The sequence below is a fragment of the Streptomyces sp. NPDC104814 genome (genome assembly GCF_055583185.1).
Genome location: NZ_JBVJOL010000011.1, coordinates 1 through 20,154, shown reverse-complemented (window position 1 = coordinate 20,154; position 20,154 = coordinate 1). Strand labels below are relative to the sequence as shown.

Genomic DNA, 20,154 nt, shown 5'->3' with positions numbered 1-20,154 from the left:
TCCTCGCCTTCCCCGCCCGCCACTTCGCCTACCGCGCGCCGCGCGACACGCTCCCCACCGGCGGTACGGCGGTCCCGCGCGGGGGGCTGGTTCACGGGGGTACGGCGGTCCCTTGGCCGGGCCGCTTCACCGCGTACGGCGGTCCCGGGCGGGCCCTCCCCCGGCCGTACGGGGATCCTCCGTGTGCTCCTCGCCGGGCCGGCCCCCGGCGGTGCCGCTCCGCTCCGCGGCCTTCTCCTCGGCGGTCCGGCGGTGTTCCGCGGCCTTGCGCTCGTAGAGGGCGGCCATGCGCAGGTGGTACTCCGGGTCGTCCTCCTCGTAGATGTCCGGGATGCCGTCGAGGTCCTCGTCGCGCTCCTCGACCTCGACCAGCCGCCGGTACCTGGCGTTGCGGATCTTCAACAGCACCGTCGCCGCGGCCGCCGCGATCACCGAACCGGTCAGTACGGCGGCCTTCACCTCGTCCGTGAGAAGCGCGTCGCTTGCGAAGGCCAGCTCCCCGATCAGCAGCGAGACCGTGAAGCCGATCCCGGCGAGCGACGCCACCGCGAAGACGTCCGCCCAGGCCAGGTCGTCGCTGAGGGAGGCCCGGGTGAACCGGGCGGTCAGCCAGGTGCCGCCGAAGATGCCGATCGTCTTGCCGACGACCAGCCCGAGGACGACGCCGAGGGTCTCCGGCTTGGTGAAGACGTCACCGAGCGCCTGCGGGGTGATCGACACTCCGGCGCTGAACAGGGCGAAGAGCGGCACCGCGAGGGCCGCCGACAGCGGCCGCACCCGGTGCTCGATCTGCTCGCCGGGCGAGTGCCGCTCGCCGTCACGGGTGGTGCAGCGCAGCATCAGGCCCATCGCGACGCCGGCGATGGTGGCGTGGATGCCGCTGTTGTACATCAGCCCCCAGATCACCACCGCGAGCGGCACGTACACGTACCAGCCGCGCACGCCCCGGCGCAGCAGCAGCCAGAAGACGGCGAGACCGACGACCGCGCCGCCGAGCGCGGCGAAGTCGATCCGGTCGGTGAAGAAGACCGCGATGATCAGGATCGCGAAGAGGTCGTCGACGACGGCGAGGGTGAGCAGGAAGGCGCGCAGCGCACTCGGCAGCGAGGTGCCGATGACGGCGAGCACGGCGAGGGCGAACGCGATGTCGGTGGCGGTCGGCACCGCCCAGCCGCCGAACGAGCCGCCACCGGTGAGGTTGCTGATCACGTAGACGAGCGCGGGCACGGCCATGCCGCACAGGGCAGCGGCGACGGGCAGTGCGGCTGCTTTCGGGTCGCGCAGATCGCCGGCGACCAGCTCGCGCTTGAGCTCGATCCCGGCGACGAAGAAGAAGACCGCCAGCAGCCCGTCGGCGGCCCAGTGCGCCACGGACAGGTCCAGCCCGAGCGCCGACGGGCCGAAGCGGAAGTGACTGACGCTGTGGTAGCTGTCCTGCAGAGCCGGGATGTTCGCCCAGACCAACGCGGTGATCGCGGCGAGGAGGAGCAGGACTCCGCCGACGGTCTCGGTGCGCAGCGCGTCCGCGACGAAGGTCCGCTCCGGCAGCGACATCCGGCCGAGGACCTTGCGGGCGGTGGCGGGGCGGGGCGCGGTCACGGGGGGACCTCCGGTCGGTGGGCAGGGCTGAACGCATGCCGACCAGACTTCCCGGCGCACCTTGGTGATCCTGATGCGGATCGTGGCGTCAGTGACACTTGTCCGTGACGCTTTGTTTAGTTTACCTAAGCGGCGATCCGAAGGCATCCGGAACCGAAGCACCCCCCGGGTACGGGGGCGGGTGGGTACGGCACGGGCACCCAGCGCGCTGCTCTCCGGGTGCCCGTGTCCTCGGCCGGTCAGTCCTGCGGCCGGTCAGTCCTCCGACCGGTCAGTCCTGCGACCGGTCCCGCATTCCGTCCCGCGTATCGTCCCGCGGTCAGTCCTCGCTCGGGGCCTGCGGCAGCTTCGCCTGGATCAGGTCCATGACCGTGGAGTCCGTGAGGGTGGTGACGTCACCGAGCTGCCGGTTCTCCGCCACGTCCCGCAGCAGCCGGCGCATGATCTTCCCGGAGCGGGTCTTGGGCAGCTCCGCCACCGGAAGGATGCGCTGGGGCTTGGCGATCGGGCCGAGCGTGGCGCCGACGTGGGCCCGCAGCTCGTCGACCAGGCTGTCGTTCTCGGACGCCGTCCCGCGCAGGATCACGAAGGCGACGATCGCCTGCCCGGTCGTCTCGTCGGCGGCGCCGACGACGGCCGCCTCGGCCACCGCCGGGTGAGAGACCAGCGCGGACTCCACCTCGGTGGTGGAGATGTTGTGGCCGGAGACCAGCATGACGTCGTCCACCCGGCCCAGCAGCCAGATGTCGCCGTCGTCGTCCTTCTTCGCGCCGTCACCGGCGAAGTACTTGCCCTCGAAGCGCGACCAGTAGGTGTCGATGAACCGCTGGTCGTCGCCCCAGATCGTGCGCAGCATCGACGGCCACGGCTCGGTGAGCACCAGATAGCCGCCGCCGCCGTTCGGCACCTCGTTCGCCTCGTCGTCGACGACGGTCGCGCTGATGCCGGGCAGCGGGGTCTGCGCGGAACCGGGCTTGGCGGCGGTGACGCCGGGCAGCGGCGAGATCATCATCGCGCCGGTCTCGGTCTGCCACCAGGTGTCCACGACCGGGGTGGCGTCCGCGCCGATGTTCTTGCGGTACCAGATCCACGCCTCGGGGTTGATCGGCTCGCCCACCGAGCCCAGCACGCGCAGGCTGGACAGGTCGAACTTCGCGGGGATGTCGTCGCCCCACTTCATGAACGTACGGATCGCCGTCGGGGCGGTGTACAGGATCGTGACCTTGTACTTCTGCACGATCTCCCAGAACCGGCCCTGATGCGGGGTGTCCGGCGTGCCCTCGTACATCACCTGCGTCGCGCCGTTGGCCAGAGGGCCGTAGACGATGTACGAGTGGCCGGTGACCCAGCCGACGTCGGCGGTGCACCAGTAGACGTCCGTCTCCGGCTTGAGGTCGAAGACCGCCCAGTGCGTGTACGCGGTCTGGGTGAGGTAGCCGCCGGAGGTGTGCAGGATGCCCTTCGGCTTCCCCGTCGTACCGGACGTGTACAGGATGAACAGCGGGTGCTCGGCGTCGAACGCCTCCGGCGTGTGCTCGGTGCTCTGCCGGTCCACCACCTCGTGCCACCACACGTCCCGGCCCTCGGCCCAGGCGACGTCCTGGCCCGTACGGCGGACGACGACCACGTGGTCGACGTTGTCCACGCGGCCGACCGCCTCGTCCACGGCGGGTTTGAGCGCGGACGGCTTGCCGCGCCGGTAGCCGCCGTCGGAGGTGATGACCACGCGCGCGTCCGCGTCCTGGATGCGCGTCGCGAGCGCGTCGGCGGAGAAGCCGCCGAAGACCACCGAGTGCGCGGCGCCGATCCGGGCGCAGGCGAGCATGGCGATCGCCGTCTCCGGGATCATCGGCATGTAGATCGCGACCCGGTCGCCCTTGCGCACGCCCAGCTCCAGCAGGGCGTTGGCGGCCTTGGAGACCTCGTCCTTGAGCTCGGCGTAGGTGATCGCGCGGCTGTCGCCGGGCTCGCCCTCGAAGTGGATGGCGACCCGGTCGCCGTTGCCGGCCTCGACATGGCGGTCGACGCAGTTGTACGCGACGTTGAGCTGCCCGTCCTTGAACCACTTCGCGAACGGCGGGTTCGACCAGTCCAGCGTCTCGGTCGGCTCCTTGGCCCAGCTCAGCCGACGGGCCTGCTCCGCCCAGAAGCCGAGCCGGTCGGCCTTGGCCTGCTCATACGCCTCGGCCGTGACGTTGGCGTGCGCGGCGAGCTCGGCAGGCGGCGAGAAGCGACGCTCCTCCTTGAGGAGGTTCGAGAGGGAAGGACTTTCGTTGGTTGCCATCCGAACACCGTCCAAAGTGGTTTAGACCAATCAACGCCCTTGATTCTCCGAGGGGTCGACGGGGCTGGTCAACCCCTTCCGGCATCCTGTCACCCGTTCACGCCCGGGTCACGGGCCACGGCCCTCGGAGGTTCTCCCCCCGAGGGTCGCGCCTACCCACGGCATTCTGCTCGCAACCGAGCGCGGCCGGCCCGTTGACGCATGCGATCCATACGCCGATACGGGCTTCCGCCGAGCTGTCGGATCTGCTCCGACGCAGACCCGGCGCCGGGGCCGCCGGGCTCGGGGCGACCGAGACGGGCCCGCCTGAGACGGGGTCACCGGGGGGCGGACGGCCGCCCCCTGACGGCCTCACCGCGTCCGACGCGCCCGCGCCGGACTCACCGCGTCCGACGCGCCCGCGTCGACCTCACCGCGTCCGACGCGCCCGCGTCGGCCTCACCCCGTCCGGCTCACCCGCGTCGGCCTCACCCCGACGGGCTGACCAGGGACGGCCTCACCCCGGCACCCCGGCCGCCGCGACCCGCTCGAATCGCTGCCCCGTCTCCTCCCCGACATCCGCCCCGGTGAGCAGGTACGCCTGTGCCTCGCCCACGTCGAAGTACATTCCGTGCAGCTCCAGGGTCCCTTCCCGCAGCGCCCGGGCCACGGACGTGTGGGAGCGCAGGTGCTCCAACTGCTGCATGACGTTGGCCAGGCACAGCCGCTCCAGCTGGTCGGCGGGCAGCCGGCCGGCCAGCCGTGGCCGGGGCCGGCCGTCGTCGGCCACCCGCTCCAGGCTCGGCAGCCCGTGCCGCAGCCACCGCTTCAGCGGCGTCTGCGCGGCCCCCGGCTCGCTGCCGAGCAGTGCCTGCATGGCGCCGCAGCCGGAGTGCCCGCACACGGTCACCGACCGGACCTTCAGCACCTCCACCGCGTACTCGATGGCCGCCGCCACCGAGTCGTCCCCACCCTCCGCGCCCGGCGGCGGCACGAGGTTGCCGACGTTGCGCACCACGAACAGGTCACCCGGACCACTGGAAGTGATCATCGACGTGACCAGGCGCGAGTCGGCGCAGGTGAGGAAGAGCTGCGACGGCCGCTGCCCCTCCCGCGCCAGCCGCGCCAGCTCCTCCCGGACCAGTGGCGCGGTGTTGCGCTGGAAGGCGCTGATCCCGTGGCTGAGCTGGTAGGCATCGCCCGGCCCGGAGGCGCGGGTTCCGTCCGCGGGCGCCACGGTGACCGGTGCGTCGCCCGACTGCTCCGCGCCAGGCGTCTCGCTCGGCGGCACGGTGAGCGGCACCGCGCACTGATGGTTGCGCCACGGTGTCCAGGGCCGGCAGCGGCAGCCCGTGGCTGTTGCTGCCGTACCGCCGGGCGTCTGTCTGGTGCCGGCCGCCATCGCGGTGACGGCCTCGGGGGCCTGGGGGACGCCGGGGCGGCGGCCGGTCACCTCGACGGTGCCGCCCTGGGCGGTGTGTGTCTTCTGCCAGTCCTGCAGGGACTCGTACGCGGCGTGGTCCATGAAGGAGCCGTCGAGCTCCACGACGACTTCGGCACCTTGAGGGACGAGATGCAGGGCCCGGCTGAGCCGTGGTACCGCGAGGAACGTCAACTGCCCCCGGACGCGTACGTGATGGACTCCCTTCCTCTCGTCGTGCGTGATGCGGGTGTGGGCGAGGCGGTTCAGGGCGACGGCGACGGCCACGGCGATCCCCAGCGCCACGCCCTGGAGGACGCCGAGGAGCACCACGCCGAGGGTGGTGACGGCGTACACCACCGCTTCCCGGTGCCGGGTCACCGTGCGGATGTGGTGCAGGGACACCATCTGGATGCCGACGGCCATCACCAGGGCGGCGAGCGAGGCGAGCGGGATCAGCTCCAGGATCGGGACCATCAGCAGCGCGGCGACCACTACGAGAACGCCGTGCAGCATCGTGGAGTTCCGGCTCTCGGCACCCGCGCGCACATTCGCCGTGCTGCGCACGGCCACCCCGGCGACAGGCAGGCCGCCGAGCGCCCCGGAGACGATGTTCGCGGCGCCCTGCCCGAGCAGTTCGCGGTCCAGGTCCGAGCGGTGGACGCGGGGGCCGGGCCCGGGGCGGGAGGCGACCAGCTTGTCCACGGCGACCGCGCCGAGCAGCGACTGCACGCTGCACACGAGGGTGATGGTGAGCACGGCGGCGATCAGGCCGGGCACCGGGCCCTCGGGCAGCACCGGCAGGGCATGACTGCGCCAGGACGGCAGGTCGACTCTGGGCAGGGTGAGCCCGCCGAGGGCGGCGGCCGCGGTGCCGGCGGCGACCGCGACGAGGGGCGCGGGGAGCGTGCGCAGCAGGCGTCCGGTCCGGCCGGGCAGCCGTGGCCACAGCAGCAGTACCGCCAGGGTCAGCACGCTCACGGTCACGGCGGCGGGCTGAAGTCCGGCCAACTGTGCGGGCAGGGACCGGAGGTTGGCGAGGACCGAGCTCTGCGGGCTGCCGCCGAGAACGATGTGCAGCTGGGCGACGGCGATGGTGACGCCGATGCCGGCGAGCATGCCGTGCACGATGGCGGGGCTCACGGCCAGGGCGGAGCGGGCCACCCGCAGGCAGCCGAGGCCGAGTTGAGCCGCTCCGGCGAGGACGGTGATGGCGCAGGTCGCCCGCCAGCCGTAGTGGTGGATGAGGTCGGCGGTGACGACGGTGAGACCGGCGGCGGGGCCGCTGACCTGAAGCGGGGACCCGCCCAGGCGGCCGGCGACGAGACCGCCCACGGCGGCGGCGACCAGACCGGCCTGCAAGGGCGCGCCGGTGGCGAGGGCGATGCCGAGCGACAGGGGCAGTGCGATGAGGAACACCGCGATGGATGCGGACACATCCGCCCCGGCGAGCGGGAAACGGCGGCGCGGGGCGGGCGGCGGGCTGTGCGGCGGGTGGACGCGCTCGGTGCGCGCCGTGTGGTCCGCTCGGGCTGGGGTGCAGGCTGACATGTTCCCGTCTCCTTCGGGGCAGCGCGGTCGCGGAGCCGGCATGCGGTCGAGCGCGGAGCCGGTCGCGGCCGTGGGTCACGAGTGCAGCGGCGGGATGTACCAACAACGAGTAAATGAATCGTAATGCAAAGTAAAGAACAAGCATGGGTATTCGGCGCAAATGGGCCAAGAATTCACTCTCCGGGGGGAAGTGAGCTTTTCATCGGCTTGTCGTACTAATTCCGTCTCGGCCCCGTGCGACCTTGACGGCGCGTCGGCTGAGCCCGGCCCGGGCCTCGGCCGCGCACCGTCAAGACGCCCTCATCGGCGTTGGCCTGAGAGAAGGAAGAAGGTGGGCGGAAGATGGCCGCCACCCAGAGGATCGCCGCAGGCGCCGTTGCCGCCGCGGCCGTTGCCGCATCGCTGGCCGGTTGCACGATGGGAACCGGTGGGTCCAGCGGGGAGCACGCAGGGGCCTCCGGCCCGCAGAAGAACAAGCCCGCCGCCGCCCCCAAGGGCACGGTCCGGCTCATCGGCGACGGCTCCACCGCCTACACCGGGGCGCAGCCCCATCTGCCCAGGCCCGAGCGGCTGAAGCCGGGGCAGAAGCCTCCGCAGTTCGTGGTGTTCTCCTGGGACGGCGCCGGTGAGGACAGCCAGAAGCTCTTCTCACACTTCCGCGAAGTCGCCCGGGCCAACCACGCCACGATGACGTTCTTCCTCAGCGGCGTGTACATGCTGCCCGAGGACAAGCGTGACCTGTACCGGCCCCCGCAGCACTCACCGGGCCGCTCCGACATCGGCTTCAACGACAACCAGGGAATCGCCGACACCGTCAAGCAGTTGCGCCTGGCCTGGCTGGAGGGCAACGAGATCGGCACTCACTTCAACGGCCACTTCTGCGGCAAGGACGGCGGAGTGGGCGAGTGGTCGGTCGACGAGTGGAAGGACGAGATCGCCCAGGCCAAGCAGTTCGTGAAGTCCTGGAAGACCAACACGGGGATGACGAAGGCGGCGCCGCTGCCCTTCGACTACGACAAGGAGCTGATCGGCGCCCGCACCCCGTGCCTGGAGGGCCAGAAGAACTTCATGAAGGCCGCCCGTGAACTGGGCTTCCGCTACGACACCAGCGGCGTGAACAACCAGGTCTGGCCCGGCAAGAAGGAGGGCCTGTGGGACCTGTCCATGCAGCTGGTGCCCTTCCCCGGCCACTCCTACGAGCAGCTGACCATGGACTACAACTTCATGGTCAACCAGTCCGGCACCCAGACCCAGGGCGACCCGAGCATGTACGACCGTTGGGGCGACCAGATGCGCGACGGCCTGCTCAAGGGCTTCGAGCGCGCCTACGACGGCAACCGCGCTCCTCTGATCATCGGTAACCACTTCGAGTCCTGGAACGGCCGCACCTACATGCGCGCCGTCGAGGACGTCGTCAAGGAGGTCTGCAACAAGCCCGACGTGCGCTGCGTGTCCTTCCATCAGCTCGCCGACTGGCTGGACGCCCAGGACCCGCAGACCCTGGCCAAGCTGCGCAGCCTGGAGGTCGGCGAGGCCCCGAAGCAGGGCTGGGCGTCCTTCCTCAGCGGCCGCCCGGCACCGGCGCCCAAGGGGGTCCCCGGGGCGCCGGCGGCCAAGTCGTAGCCGGAGCGCATACGCCAAGCGTGCGGCTGTGTGAGGGCCCTCGGGCTTGCTCACACAGCCGCGGCGATCTCCTCGCCGAGCACGAAACCGGGGTCGATCTGCGCCGCCAGGTCGGCCCCGGTGCGCGCGTTGCCCCAGGACTGAGCGTTCTTCAGATGGAAGTGCACCATCTGCCGGGTGTAGCGCGCCCAGTCGCGCTGCGCGTAGGTCGCGTCGGCGGCCGACTGCAACTGGTGCAGCGCGCGACGGTTGGCGTCCTCCAGGAGGTCGAACCGCGGCGGACGGCCCTTCTCCATGGCACGCACCCAGTCCGAGTGCCCCACCGTCACGAGCAGGTCGTCGCCGGCCTCGGCGCGCAGGAAGTCGACGTCGTCCTGGCCCTGCACCTTGTTGCCGACGACCTTCAGCGCGACGCCGAAGTCGCGGGCGTACTCCTTGTACTGGCGGTAGACGGAGACCCCCTTCCTGGTGGGCTCGGCGACGAGGAACGTCATGTCGAAGCGGGTGAACATGCCGGAGGCGAAGGAGTCCGAGCCCGCCGTCATGTCCACCACGACGTACTCGCCGGGCCCGTCCACCAGGTGGTTCAGGCACAGCTCCACCGCTCCCGTCTTGGAGTGGTAGCAGGCGACCCCCAGGTCGGCGTCCGTGAAAGGGCCGGTGACCATCAAACGCACGGCGCCGCCGTCGAGTTCCACCGGCCGGGCGCAGGTGTCGTAGACCGGGTTGTCCTCCCGCACCCGCAGCAGCCGGGAGCCCTCACCCGGCGGCGTCGTCTTGATCATGGTCTCGGCGGAGGCGATCCGGGGGTTGCCGCCGCGCAGGTACTCCTTGATGAGCGGCAGGTGCTCGCCCATGGCCGGCAGCGCCGCGGCCTCCGTCTCGTCGAGGCCGAGAGCGGCTCCGAGATGCTGGTTGATGTCGGCGTCGACGGCGATGACCGGCGCACCCGTGGCCGCGAGGTGGCGGATGAAGAGGGAGGAGAGGGTGGTCTTGCCGCTGCCGCCCTTCCCGACGAAAGCAATTTTCATGTTCACCAAGCGTAGTGGCTTCATGGCTGTGCGTGGCCGTCCTGCGTGAAGAAGACCACTCCTTCGTGGGGCGCGGGGTCCGGGTGCGTACTGTCGTACCCATGAGTACGACAGGCGCGACCGCCGATCCTCTCGCCGCCCTGGGCGACCTGCCCGGCGTGCCCGAGTCCGTGGAATCCGTACGCAAGGCCGTGGACCGGGTCTACGGCCACCGGATCATGCGCCGCCGCGGTCCCGCGATCACCTCCGAGGCGGCGCTGCGCGGCGCCCGCGGCTCCGCCGCGCTGTCCGGCGCCGACTGGGCGCTGGAGGAGGTGCGCCGGCGTACCGACTTCGGTGGTGACGACGAGGCACGCGTGGTGGGCGCGGCGTTGCGGCTGACCGCCGAGGCGGGGCAGCTGCTGTCGATCTGGCGGCAGTCGCCGCTGCGGGTGCTGGCCCGGCTGCACCTGGTGGCGGCCGCCAGTGACGACGACCGGGTCGGACGGCCGCGGCAGGCCGGCGAGGACGTCGACGAGCCGCTGGTGGAGCTGGCGCTGCCGGGCGCGGCCGAGGTGTCGGGGCGTCTGGAGGGGCTCGCCGACCTGATCATCAAGGGCAGTTCCGCGCCCGCTCTGGTGACGGCGGCCGTCGTGCACGGCGAGCTGCTCGCACTGCGGCCGTTCACCTCCCACAACGGCCTGATCGCGCGTACGGCCGAGCGGATCGTGCTGATCGGCAGCGGTCTGGATCCCAAGGCGATCTGCCCGGCCGAGGTGGGCCATGCCGAACTGGGCCGAGCGGCCTACCTCGCGGCGCTCGACGGGTACGTCTCCGGCACGCCCGACGGCGTGGCGGCGTGGATCGCGCACTGCGGCCGCGCGGTGGAGCTGGGCGCCCGCGAGTCGACGGCGGTGTGTGAGGCGCTGCAGCGCGGAGCGGCCTGACGGCCGAGAGGCCAGGTGCCCGGCAGGGCGCCGAAAGGGGTTGCGGCGGTACGAGGAACTCGTACCGCCGCTGGCATGTTCACCCGGTTACCATGCGTCCTCGATATGTGCCCATCAGGCCGGGGACTTTGCCCGTCACCTGGTGCGGCTGGCCCGTAATCGACGGGTCGACGTCGCGTGGGTGCTGGATGTCCATGCTCGGTCCGTGGGGCCAAAATGCGTCGTAAAGGTGATCCTCTCGGATGTCCTTTGGTCTCGCGGGCCGTTGAGTCCTTTTTACTCCAGACCGGGAGCAAACGAAACCCCTGCCTGCACTTTTTACTTTTGGTCTCAAACAGTATGTAAACGGACGCCGTGTACTCGAAATCCGGACTGGCCCAGGTCAGGCCGTGCCCGGGCGGCGCCTGCTCGCGTACCAGACGAGGCCCGCCGTGGCCGCCGCGGCACCTATGGCCGCGGCCACCACCAGAGCCGGCCGCGGCGGGACCGAGAGCCCCGGGATGCGCTGCTTGAGACGCACCGGGCGGTGGAAGTCCAGGACCGGCCATCCGCGCGAGAGGGCCTCGCGGCGCAGGGCGCGGTCCGGGTTGACGGCGTGCGGATGGCCTACGGCCTCCAGCATCGGCAGGTCGGTCGCCGAGTCGCTGTAGGCGTAGCAGCGGGTCAGGTCGTAGCCCTCGGACGCGGCGAGTTCCCTGACCGCCTCCGCCTTCGTCGGGCCGTAGGCGTAGTACTCCACCTCGCCCGTGAAGCAGCCGTCGTCACCGACGACCATGCGCGTGGCGACCACGCGGTCCGCCCCGAGCAGCTCACCGATCGGCTCGACCACCTCCGCGCCGGAGGTGGAGACGATCACGACGTCGCGGCCGGCGGTGTGGTGCTGCTCGATGAGGGAGGCAGCCTCGTCGTAGATGATCGGGTCGATCAGGTCGTGCAGCGTCTCGGCGACGAGCTCCTTGACCTGCCGCACGTTCCAGCCGCGGCACAGCGCGGACAGGTACGCGCGCATGCGCTCCATCTGGTCGTGGTCGGCGCCGCCGGCCAGGAACACGAACTGGGCATATGCGGTCCGCAAGACGGCGCGGCGGTTGATCAGTCCGCCCTGGTAGAACGACTTGCTGAAGGTGAGCGTGCTCGACTTCGCAATGACCGTCTTGTCCAGGTCAAAGAAGGCCGCTGTGCGGGGCAAGGAGTGGTTTTCCACGCCCCAGAGCATAGGGGCAGCCCATTCGGCGTAAGGTGGGGCGTGTGGGTTTGCCTGAGAGGCCTCTCGGGTACACCATGGAAGTCACGGATCGTTCGCGACCGTGCTAACCCGGTCCGACTCCTCCCCCCCCGAGTCGGCCGTGGAGACGACCCCCGCTCTCCCCCCCGGCGGGGGTCGTCGCATGTCCGGGTGGGTTTCTCCCTTTTCTGTGTGACTGTCCTGCGTCGACGTGGGCGGATGCAGGGACGATCTGTCATGCCCATGGCTGTTTACTGTGGGTAGCCCCCGGGCTGCGCTGTGGAAAGTCGCACAGGCGCCGGACAAGGGTCACCGGTATGGGTGACGGCGATATTCACAACCCCTGAGCCGTCCACAGTTATCCACCAAGATCCACACGATTTCCGACTTCGCTGCACCGTGATTCCAGCGCCTCCGCTCACGCCGAGTTCGTGGCCGGTTCCCATTGGCGGATGCGTATGGCCGGTTTCCGTCGGCCGTTCATATGGAGACCGCATGCCGGTTCTTCACACGTTCGGGAATCGCGGGGCCCGAGAGCCCACGCGCCATGCAGTGAAGGGGGATGGAAACCGTGGCCGGAACCGTCACACACGACCCGCCGCCCGCCACCTCGGGACGCCAGGGCCGACCGCTCATCGTCACCGAGGACGCCGAGCTCCTCGACGACCTGCTGCGCCTGTGCGCGGCCGCGGGCGCCACACCGGAAGTGCACCACGGGGTGCCGGAACCACGCGGCAGCTGGGAGGCCGCCCCGCTCGTCCTGGTCGGCGACGACGCCACCGGCCGGGTGCGCGCCGCCACCCGCCGCCGCGGCGTGGTCCTCGTCGGACGCGACCAGGACGACCCGGGGGTGTGGAAACGAGCCGTCGAGATCGGCGCCGACCACGTCCTGATGCTGCCCGACGGCGAACAGTGGCTGGTGGACCGGATCGCCGACGTCGCCGAAGGCGTCGGCCGGCCCGCCCTCACCGTCGGCGTGATCGGAGGGCGCGGCGGCGCGGGAGCCTCCACACTCGCCTGCGCGCTCGCCGTCACCTCAGCCCGTGAGGGCCTGCGCACCCTCCTGGTCGACGCCGATCCACTGGGCGGCGGCCTCGACGTCCTCCTCGGCGGGGAGAGCACCGAGGGCCTGCGCTGGCCGGCGTTCGCCGCCTCACGCGGCCGGGTCGGCGGTGGCGCCCTGGAGGAGTCACTGCCCGAACTGCACGCCTTGCGCGTGCTCAGCTGGGACCGCGGCGACTGCGTCGCCGTTCCCCCGCAGGCCGTGCGCGCCGTGCTCGCCGCCGCCCGCCGCCGGGGCGGCACGGTCGTCGTCGACCTGCCGCGCCGCCTCGACGACGGTGTCGCCGAAATCCTCGCCCAGCTCGACATCGGCGTGCTCGTCGTCCCCGCCGAACTGCGGGCCGTCGCCGCCGCCGGACGGATCGCGTCCGCCGTCGGCATGGTCCTGAAGGACCTGCGGGTCGCCGTCCGCGGCCCCTACGCACCCGGCCTCGACGACCGCGAGGTGGCACGGCTGCTCCAGCTGCCCCTCGCCGGTGAAGTGCCCCTGGAATCGGCCCTGCTGCGCCCCGGCGAGGGCAAAGCGCCGCCGGGCGCGGCGGCACGCGGCCCACTGGCCCGGTTCTGCACCCGGTTCTGGGAGCGCGCCCTCATCGAAGCGGGTGCGGCATGAACGGCCTGGATACGACGACCGGAACGGAACTCCTGGACGGCGTGCGCCGGCGACTGGCCGCCAGCGGGGCCGAGCCCACCCCCGCGCGCGTGGCGCAGGCGCTGCGCGAACAGGGCCGCGTCCTCGGCGACGCGGAAGTCCTCGGCGCGGCCGAGCGGCTGCGCTCGGAACTGGTCGGCGCCGGGCCACTGGAACCCCTGCTCGCCGACCCGACCGTGAGCGATGTCCTGGTGTCGGCGCCGGACCGGGTCTGGGTGGACCGCGGCACCGGCCTGGAGCTGACCGACGTCACCTTCCCCGACCCGGCCGCCGTACGACGTCTCGCGCAGCGCCTCGCCGCCGTGGCCGGCCGGCGCCTGGACGACGCCCGCCCCTGGGCGGACGCCCGGCTGCCCGACGGCACCCGGCTGCACGCGGTGCTGCCCCCGGTCGCCGTCGGCTGCACCTGCCTGTCCCTGCGTGTCGTACGGCCGCGCGCCTTCACCCTCGGTGAACTGGTCGCGGCGGGCACCGTGCCGCCCGGCGGGGACCGGGTGCTGCGCGCCCTGCTGGCGGCCCGGCTGTCCTTCCTGATCAGCGGCGGCACCGGTACCGGCAAGACGACCTTGCTGAGCGCGCTGCTCGGTCTCGTCGGGGCGGACGAGCGCATCGTCCTCGCCGAGGACTCCGCCGAACTGCGCCCGGACCACCCGCATGTCGTACGCCTGGAGGCCAGACCCGCCAACCAGGAGGGCGCCGGGCTGGTCACCCTCGAGGACCTGGTGCGGCAGGCGCTGCGGATGCGGCCCGACCGGCTGGTCGTCGGCGAGGTGCGCGGGGCGGAGGTCGTGCACCTGCTGGCCGCCCTCAACACGGGCCATGAAGGAGGCTCGGGGACCGTCCACGCCAACGCGGCCGCGGACGTCCCGGCCCGCCTGGAGGCGCTCGGTACGGCGGCCGGACTCGACCGGGCCGCCCTGCACAGCCAGGTGGCGGCCGCCCTGTCGGTCGTCCTGCACCTGGCACGCGACCGGGCCGGCCTGCGCCGGATCGCCGAGGTGCACGTTCTGGAGCGGGACCCGTCCGGCCTGGTGCGGACCGTGCCGGCCCTGCGCTGGAGCCGGGAGGCGTTCATGCGCGAACGCGGCTGGGAGCGGCTGCGGGGACTGCTCGGGAGCCACGGGGACGCCTTTGACGAGGGCCCGGACGCGACCGGCAGCCGGGGAGGTGACGCGGATGGGTGAGACGCCGTGGGGTGTGGTGCAGGCGTCCTGGGCCGCCGCCACGGCCTGTCTGGCCATGGCGGCCTGGCTGGTCGGCGGTGACCACTTCGGGGCCCGGAGGGCACGGCTGGTGCTCGCGGGCGGGGGTGTGGTGACCATGGGAGGAGCAGTGACCGCCGGGGGATGGGTGCCCGCCGGGGGATCGGTGGCCGTGGCGCCGCTCGCCTGGCCCGATCTCGTCCAGGAGCTACGTCGGCTGCGTGGGCGGTGGCGCCCCGAGTGGTGGGCGGCGGTCGCCGGAGCGCTGCTGGGCCTGCTGGGCGGTTCGCTGCTGCCGCTCGCCGCGGGGGCGGCGGGGGTGCCGTTGCTGCGGCGGGCGCGGCTGGCCGCGCAGGCGCGGTGCATGCGGGAAGAGCAGCGGGACGCCGTCATCGCGCTGTGTGCGGAGCTCGCCGGCGAGGTGCGTGCCGGCCGTCAGCCGGGTCAGGCGCTGCTGAGCGCGTCACGCGAGTCCGGTGGTCTCGGGGACGGCCGGGCCGCGGTTCTGGCGGCGGCCCGCTTCGGCGGGGACGTGCCGGGCGCGCTGGCGACGGCGGCCCGGCAGCCGGGCGCCGACGGGCTGCTCGGGCTCGCCGCCTGCTGGCGGGTGGCCTTGGACCAGGGGGCGGGTCTCGCGGCCGGACTGGACCGCCTCCAGGCGGGTCTACGGGCCGAACGCGACCAGCGCGCCGATCTGCGTGCGCAGTTGGCGGGCGCCCGCTCCACCGCCGTGCTGCTCGCCGCTCTGCCGGCCCTCGGCCTGGCCCTGGGCACCGCGCTCGGCGCCGATCCGCTGCGGGTGCTGCTGCACACCGGCGCGGGCCTCGGCTGCCTGCTCGTCGGCGGGCTGCTGGAGGCGGCGGGCGTGTGGTGGGCGCTGCGGATCGTGGGGGCGGCGGAGTCGGTGTGAGCCGCCGTGAGGAGCAGCTGTGAGGCATGGGAGTGCGAGTGGGGCCGAGAGGAGTGGGGCGTGGTGAGCACGGAGGTTGTCCACAGGCTGGGGGCGGTGTTGGCCCTGGTGCTGGGTCTCGTGGGAGCGGGGCGGTGGCTGGAGCGGGTGCGGCGCGAGCGTCGGGTGCGCAGGCGATTGACCGGGTTGCTGGCCCGTGAGGCGGCGCCGGTGGGCGGCCGGACACGGCCGGACCGTGCGTGGGGGCGTCTGCTGCCCTTGGTGGCCGTGGCAGGAGCGGGATGGGCCGTCGTCGGCGGGATCACCGGAGTCGTCGTCGGCGTGGCCGCCGCGGCCGGGCTGGGGTACTGGCGCCACCGGCAGTCGAGGGCCGCTCCCGGCCCAGGTCTCACGGCGGGGGAACTACGGGATGCCGGGCGCCGACTGCCCCTCGCCGCCGACCTGCTGGCCGCCTGCATCACGGCGGGCGCCGGCCCGGTGGACGCGGCTCATGCCGTCGGTGAAGCACTGGGCGGCCCGCTCGGACAGGCTCTGGCGCGCGGGGCGGCGGAAGTGCGGCTCGGCGGCGAACCGGCCGACGCCTGGCGGCGATTGGCCGCGCTGCCCGGGGCCGCGGCGCTGGCCCGGCTGCTGGAGCGGGCCGATGAAAGCGGGTTGCCGGCGGCGGAGCCCGTCGCGCGGCTCGCCGCGGACGCCCGGGCCGACTGGACGCGCACGGCGACGGAACGGGCCAGACGGGCGGCGGTGATGGTGACCGCTCCGGTGGGGCTGTGCTTCCTGCCCGCGTTCATCGTGATCGGCGTCCTGCCCGTGGTGATCGGACTCGCGGGCGGCCTGCTGGAAGGGGGTGGCTGAGGGCGGAACGGACCGGGTGGACGGACGGCGCAGAACGGATCGACGAACGGAACGGAACCTCACGGGGGTTGAGATGTACAAGGCAGTGAAGGCACGGCTGCGGGTACTGCTGGGCAGGGCTCGGGCGATGGGGCGGAGGGACGCCGGAATGGTCACCTCCGAATACGCGGTCGGCGTGGTCGCGGCGGTGGCGTTCGCCACCGTGCTCTACAAACTGGCGACGAGCGAGGCGGTCTCCGCGCAGCTTCAGGCCCTGATGAATCGAGCGCTCGGTGCGGCGGTGTGAACGGCGGCGGGTGTCAGGCGGGGACAGGGGGTTCGTGACGGCGGAGACGGCTGTGGCCCTGCCGGTGCTGGTCCTCTTCGCCACCGCCCTGGTGTGGGGGCTGCTCGTGGTCGCGGCGCAGGTCCAGTGCGTGGACGCGGCGCGGACCGGAGCGCGAGCGGCCGCCCGCCAGGACCCGGACGAGGAGGTGATCCGGGTGGCGCGGGACACGGCTCCGCGTGGCGCCCGGATCACCGTCGGCCGGGAGGGCGACCAGGTGCGGGTGGTCGTCACGGCCAAGCCCGCCCTGCTGCACGGACTGTCCTTCGAACTGCACGAGGAGGCGGTGGCGTTGGCGGAGGAGACGGTGGGGGTGCAGCGGTGAGCCGGCGGGCGGGGGAGTGGCGCCCTCCAGGCTCGGACCGCGGCTCGGCGACCGTGTGGAGCGTCGGTGTGGTCGCCGTGCTGTGCGTGGTGTTCGCGGCCGTGCTGGCGCTCGGGCAGGCCGTCGTGGCCCGGCACCGCGCGGCCGGCGGCGCGGACCTCGCGGCGCTCGCGGCGGCGGACCACTCGGCCGAGGGCGCCACGGCGGCCTGCGCCCGGGCGGCCGGTGTCGCGCGGGCGCAGGGTGCCCGGCTGGTGCGGTGCACGCTCGTCGGCGAGACCTCGGACGTGACGGCTGGGTCGGGCCGGGCGCCGTTCGCCGCCGAGATCAGGGCGAGAGCGGGCCCGGCGGCGCGGACACCGACGGACCCTCTGCCGAGCCCGGCGGAACTTCCCCGCCCGGGCTCTCCGCCGGCCACTCCACCGGGCCCTCCTCCGGCGGCTCCCCTGGGCTCTCCTCGCGCGGCTCCCCTGGCGTCTCCGCCGGTTGCTCCACCGGCTCCACCGGGTCCTCCCCCCGCGGCTCCACCGACTCCTCCACCCGCAGCTCCACCGGGCTCTCCCCCGGCGACTCGCCCGGCTCGCCCGGCTCCTCAAGGTCTCCCTGCGGTGTCTCCCTCGGCGTCCCGTCCGGCACGGCTTCCGGTTTCTCCTCCGGTGCGCCGCGCAGGAGCGTCGTGAGCAGGCGGATGGCGCCCCGTTTGTGCAGCGGATCGTTGCCGTTGCCGCATTTGGGCGACTGGATGCAGGACGGGCAGCCGGCCTCGCACTCGCAGGAGGCGATGGCCTCGCGGGTGGCGGCGAGCCAGGCGCGGGCGGTGTGGAAGGCGCGTTCCGCGAAGCCGGCGCCGCCGGGGTGGCCGTCGTAGACGAAGACCGTCGGCAGGAGCGTGTCGGGGTGCAGCGGTACCGAGACTCCGCCGATGTCCCAGCGGTCGCAGGTCGCGAACAGCGGCAGCATGCCGATGGAGGCGTGTTCGGCGGCGTGCAGGGAGCCGCCGAGGATCTCCGGGGTGATCCGGGCGGCGTCCAGCTGGTCCTCGGTGACCGTCCACCACACGGCGCGGGTGCGCAGCGTCCGCGGGGGCAGGTCGAGTTTCGTCTCGCCGAGCACTTCACCGGTGATGAGCCGGCGGCGCAGGAAGGAGACCACTTGGTTGGTGACTTCCACCGATCCGTAGCACAGGCGGCCCTCGCCCCAGGGGATCTCGGTGTCCGTCTCCAGGACGGAGATCGCGGTGGTGTCGCGGGCGACCGTCGAATACGGCGGGCTGGCCTGTTCCACCAGGGCGACCGAGTCCTCCAGGTCCAGGGAGCGCACGAGGTAGGTGCGGCCCTGGTGGAGGTGGACGGCGCCCTCGTGGACGGTGCCGTGCGCGGCGGCCTCGTCGACGGTGCCGAGGAGGCGGCCCGTACCGGTCTCGACGACCTGGACGGGGCGGCCGCCGGCCCCGCGGATGTCGGTGAGGTCGGCGGCCCGTTCGCGGCGGGTCCAGTGCCAGGCCTTCGTCCGCCGGCGCAGCAGCCTGGCGGCCTCCAGCTGGGGAAGCACGTCGGCGCAGGACGGGCCGAACAGTTTCAGGTCGTCCTCGACCAGCGGCAGTTCCGCCGCGGCGGCGCACAGGTGCGGGGCGAGCACGTACGGGTTGTCGGGGTCGAGGACCGTGGATTCCACCGGTCGGTCGAACAGGGCCTCGGGATGGTGGACGAGGAAGGTGTCCAGTGGGTCGTCACGGGCGATCAGCACCGCGAGGGCGCCCTGACCGGAGCGGCCCGCCCGGCCGGCCTGCTGCCACAGGGACGCACGCGTGCCGGGGTAGCCGGCGATGAGGACCGCGTCCAGGCCGGAGACGTCCACACCGAGCTCGAGGGCGGTCGTCGCGGCGAGGCCGAGCAGTTCGCCGGAGTGCAGGGCGCGCTCCAGGGCGCGGCGTTCCTCGGGCAGATAGCCGCCGCGGTAGGCGGCGACACGCCGGGCGAGCGAGCGGTCCACTTCGGCGAGCCGTTCCTGGGTGATCACCGAGATCAGCTCGGCGCCACGCCGGGAGCGTACGAAGGCCACCGTGCGGATCCCCTGCACGGCGAGGTCGGTGAGCAGATCGGCCGTCTCGGCGGTGGCGGTACGCCGAACGGGTGCACCTTTCTCGCCTTGCATCTCGGTGAGCGGGGGCTCCCAGAGAGCGAACACCAGTTCTCCGCGCGGGGAGGCGTCGTCGGCCACCTCGACGACCGGCAGGCCCGTCAGCCGCTGAGCGGCCACGGCGGGCTCGGCGGCGGTCGCGGAGGCCATCAGGAACACCGGGGAGGACCCGTAGCGGGCGCACAGCCGGCGCAGTCGGCGCAGCACCTGGGCGACGTGCGAGCCGAAGACGCCCCGGTAGGTGTGGCACTCGTCGATGACGACGTAGCGCAGGGACTTCAGGAAGGAGGCCCAGCGCGGGTGGGAGGGCAGGATCCCGCGGTGCAGCATGTCGGGATTGGTCAGCACGTAGTTGCCGTACTGGCGGATCCACTCGCGTTCCTCGAACGGCGTGTCGCCGTCGTAGACGGCAGGTCGCACGGCGTGTCCGAGCGGCTGTGAAAGATTCTTCACGGACCGGCACTGGTCCGCCGCAAGCGCCTTGGTCGGGGACAGGTACAGGGCGGTGGCGCCGCGGCCGTTCGGGGCCTCGGAGCCGTCCAGCAGGGCGGAGAGAACGGGGACCAGGTAGGCCAGGGACTTGCCGGAGGCGGTGCCGGTGGCGACCACCACCGAGTCGCCGTCCAGGGCGTGCTCGGCGGCCTCGGCCTGGTGGGCCCACGGATGCTCGATCCCGCAGGCCCGCACGGCCGAGATCACCTCCGCGCGGATCCGGTCGGGCCAGACGGCATGGCGACCCGCGCGCGGGGGCAAGTGCTCCGTATGAGTGATGCGCGACGCCCGGTTCGGGCCCGAGGCGAGTCTGCCCAGGACAGCACCCGGCGCCGGGCGGGACACGGGTTCCGGGGCGGGTAGATCGGATCGGTGATTCTTGGCCATCGGCACCGAGTGTGTCACTGGCGTGACGGACAATGGAGTCAAGGCGTCGTGCACGCCTGCCGGTAAGTGATTGAATGCCATCGCGGCTGGCGAACCGTCCTTGGGGCTGCAAGCCGAGGTGTCCCGAGGGACGACCGCTCGATAGCAAGGTGCTGGAGGATCCGTGG

14 protein-coding genes and 1 pseudogene are annotated in these 20,154 nt (G+C 72.6%); 9 read left to right on the top strand and 6 right to left on the bottom strand.

The features are described from left to right. Window positions 1-126: 126 nt before the first annotated feature. The 3 genes from nhaA to ACZ64A_RS30065 form a co-directional block, all read right to left on the bottom strand. On the bottom strand, window positions 127-1,599 hold the full coding sequence (gene nhaA, locus ACZ64A_RS30075; protein ID WP_469814846.1) for a Na+/H+ antiporter NhaA: 1,473 nt from the start codon (window positions 1,597-1,599) through the stop codon (window positions 127-129). 319 nt (window positions 1,600-1,918) lie between these two features. Further along, on the bottom strand, window positions 1,919-3,883 hold the full coding sequence (gene acs, locus ACZ64A_RS30070) for an acetate--CoA ligase (RefSeq protein WP_469814844.1): 1,965 nt from the start codon (window positions 3,881-3,883) through the stop codon (window positions 1,919-1,921). Between the two features lie 496 nt (window positions 3,884-4,379). Continuing rightward, window positions 4,380-6,833 (bottom strand): bifunctional SulP family inorganic anion transporter/carbonic anhydrase, encoded by a 2,454-nt coding sequence (locus tag ACZ64A_RS30065; protein ID WP_469814842.1) that lies wholly within the window; start codon window positions 6,831-6,833, stop codon window positions 4,380-4,382. 342 nt (window positions 6,834-7,175) lie between these two features. Between ACZ64A_RS30065 and ACZ64A_RS30060 the strand changes: the two genes are divergently transcribed. Next, the gene (locus ACZ64A_RS30060) at window positions 7,176-8,456 is read left to right on the top strand and encodes a polysaccharide deacetylase family protein (protein WP_469814840.1); all 1,281 of its coding nucleotides are present in this window, start codon (window positions 7,176-7,178) and stop codon (window positions 8,454-8,456) included. Window positions 8,457-8,506: 50 nt separating this feature from the next. On the opposite strand, the gene ACZ64A_RS30055 is transcribed toward ACZ64A_RS30060, so the two are convergent. Further along, window positions 8,507-9,487 (bottom strand): ATP-binding protein, encoded by a 981-nt coding sequence (locus ACZ64A_RS30055; protein ID WP_469814839.1) that lies wholly within the window; start codon window positions 9,485-9,487, stop codon window positions 8,507-8,509. 101 nt (window positions 9,488-9,588) lie between these two features. Here ACZ64A_RS30055 and ACZ64A_RS30050 point away from each other — a divergent pair, with 101 nt between their 5' ends. Next, window positions 9,589-10,413, top strand: a complete 825-nt coding sequence (locus tag ACZ64A_RS30050) for a Fic family protein (protein WP_469814838.1) — start codon at window positions 9,589-9,591, stop codon at window positions 10,411-10,413. A gap of 382 nt (window positions 10,414-10,795) precedes the next feature. Here the strand turns inward: ACZ64A_RS30050 and ACZ64A_RS30045 are convergent, their stop codons facing one another. Continuing rightward, a complete protein-coding gene (locus ACZ64A_RS30045; RefSeq protein ID WP_469814836.1) occupies window positions 10,796-11,629 on the bottom strand; it encodes an HAD family hydrolase in 834 nt (277 codons plus the stop codon). Between the two features lie 571 nt (window positions 11,630-12,200). Between ACZ64A_RS30045 and ssd the strand changes: the two genes are divergently transcribed. The 7 genes and pseudogenes from ssd to ACZ64A_RS30010 all read left to right on the top strand — a co-directional run. Beyond that, window positions 12,201-13,313, top strand: coding sequence for a septum site-determining protein Ssd (gene ssd, locus ACZ64A_RS30040; protein ID WP_469814834.1), 1,113 nt, complete (start codon window positions 12,201-12,203; stop codon window positions 13,311-13,313). Continuing rightward, window positions 13,310-14,536: a TadA family conjugal transfer-associated ATPase gene (locus ACZ64A_RS30035; protein ID WP_469814833.1), complete on the top strand. Its 1,227-nt coding sequence runs from the start codon at window positions 13,310-13,312 to the stop codon at window positions 14,534-14,536. The genes ssd and ACZ64A_RS30035 overlap by 4 nt, the downstream gene beginning before the upstream one ends. Beyond that, a complete protein-coding gene (locus ACZ64A_RS30030) occupies window positions 14,529-15,464 on the top strand; it encodes a type II secretion system F family protein (RefSeq protein WP_469814832.1) in 936 nt (311 codons plus the stop codon). Before ACZ64A_RS30035 ends, ACZ64A_RS30030 begins: the two co-directional genes overlap by 8 nt. Window positions 15,465-15,527: 63 nt before the next feature. After that, the gene (locus ACZ64A_RS30025) at window positions 15,528-16,319 is read left to right on the top strand and encodes a type II secretion system F family protein (RefSeq protein ID WP_469814830.1); all 792 of its coding nucleotides are present in this window, start codon (window positions 15,528-15,530) and stop codon (window positions 16,317-16,319) included. 73 nt (window positions 16,320-16,392) lie between these two features. Next, window positions 16,393-16,605: a DUF4244 domain-containing protein gene (locus ACZ64A_RS30020; RefSeq protein WP_469814829.1), complete on the top strand. Its 213-nt coding sequence runs from the start codon at window positions 16,393-16,395 to the stop codon at window positions 16,603-16,605. 34 nt (window positions 16,606-16,639) lie between these two features. Continuing rightward, window positions 16,640-16,969 (top strand): TadE family type IV pilus minor pilin, encoded by a 330-nt coding sequence (locus ACZ64A_RS30015; protein ID WP_469814828.1) that lies wholly within the window; start codon window positions 16,640-16,642, stop codon window positions 16,967-16,969. After that, window positions 16,966-17,256 (top strand): annotated as a pseudogene (locus tag ACZ64A_RS30010) (Rv3654c family TadE-like protein); the annotation flags it as partial. The gene ACZ64A_RS30015 and the pseudogene ACZ64A_RS30010, both read left to right, overlap by 4 nt. Window positions 17,257-17,296: 40 nt before the next feature. On the opposite strand, the gene ACZ64A_RS30005 reads toward ACZ64A_RS30010, so the two are convergent. Next, window positions 17,297-20,068, bottom strand: coding sequence for a DEAD/DEAH box helicase (locus tag ACZ64A_RS30005; RefSeq protein ID WP_469814826.1), 2,772 nt, complete (start codon window positions 20,066-20,068; stop codon window positions 17,297-17,299). Between the last annotated feature and the right edge of the window lie 86 nt (window positions 20,069-20,154).

Bases quoted from the DNA above. Each gene is read 5' to 3' on its own strand.
- ACZ64A_RS30030 (WP_469814832.1), top strand. From the start codon at position 14,529: ATGGGTGAGACGCCGTGGGGTGTGGTGCAGGCGTCCTGGGCCGCCGCC.
- acs (WP_469814844.1), bottom strand. From the start codon at position 3,883: ATGGCAACCAACGAAAGTCCTTCCCTCTCGAACCTCCTCAAGGAGGAG.
- ACZ64A_RS30045 (WP_469814836.1), bottom strand. From the start codon at position 11,629: ATGCTCTGGGGCGTGGAAAACCACTCCTTGCCCCGCACAGCGGCCTTC.
- ACZ64A_RS30050 (WP_469814838.1), top strand. From the start codon at position 9,589: ATGAGTACGACAGGCGCGACCGCCGATCCTCTCGCCGCCCTGGGCGAC.
- ACZ64A_RS30055 (WP_469814839.1), bottom strand. From the start codon at position 9,487: ATGAAAATTGCTTTCGTCGGGAAGGGCGGCAGCGGCAAGACCACCCTC.
- ACZ64A_RS30065 (WP_469814842.1), bottom strand. From the start codon at position 6,833: ATGTCAGCCTGCACCCCAGCCCGAGCGGACCACACGGCGCGCACCGAG.
- ACZ64A_RS30020 (WP_469814829.1), top strand. From the start codon at position 16,393: ATGTACAAGGCAGTGAAGGCACGGCTGCGGGTACTGCTGGGCAGGGCT.
- ACZ64A_RS30060 (WP_469814840.1), top strand. From the start codon at position 7,176: ATGGCCGCCACCCAGAGGATCGCCGCAGGCGCCGTTGCCGCCGCGGCC.
- ACZ64A_RS30005 (WP_469814826.1), bottom strand. From the start codon at position 20,068: ATGGCATTCAATCACTTACCGGCAGGCGTGCACGACGCCTTGACTCCA.
- ssd (WP_469814834.1), top strand. From the start codon at position 12,201: ATGGAAACCGTGGCCGGAACCGTCACACACGACCCGCCGCCCGCCACC.
- ACZ64A_RS30035 (WP_469814833.1), top strand. From the start codon at position 13,310: ATGAACGGCCTGGATACGACGACCGGAACGGAACTCCTGGACGGCGTG.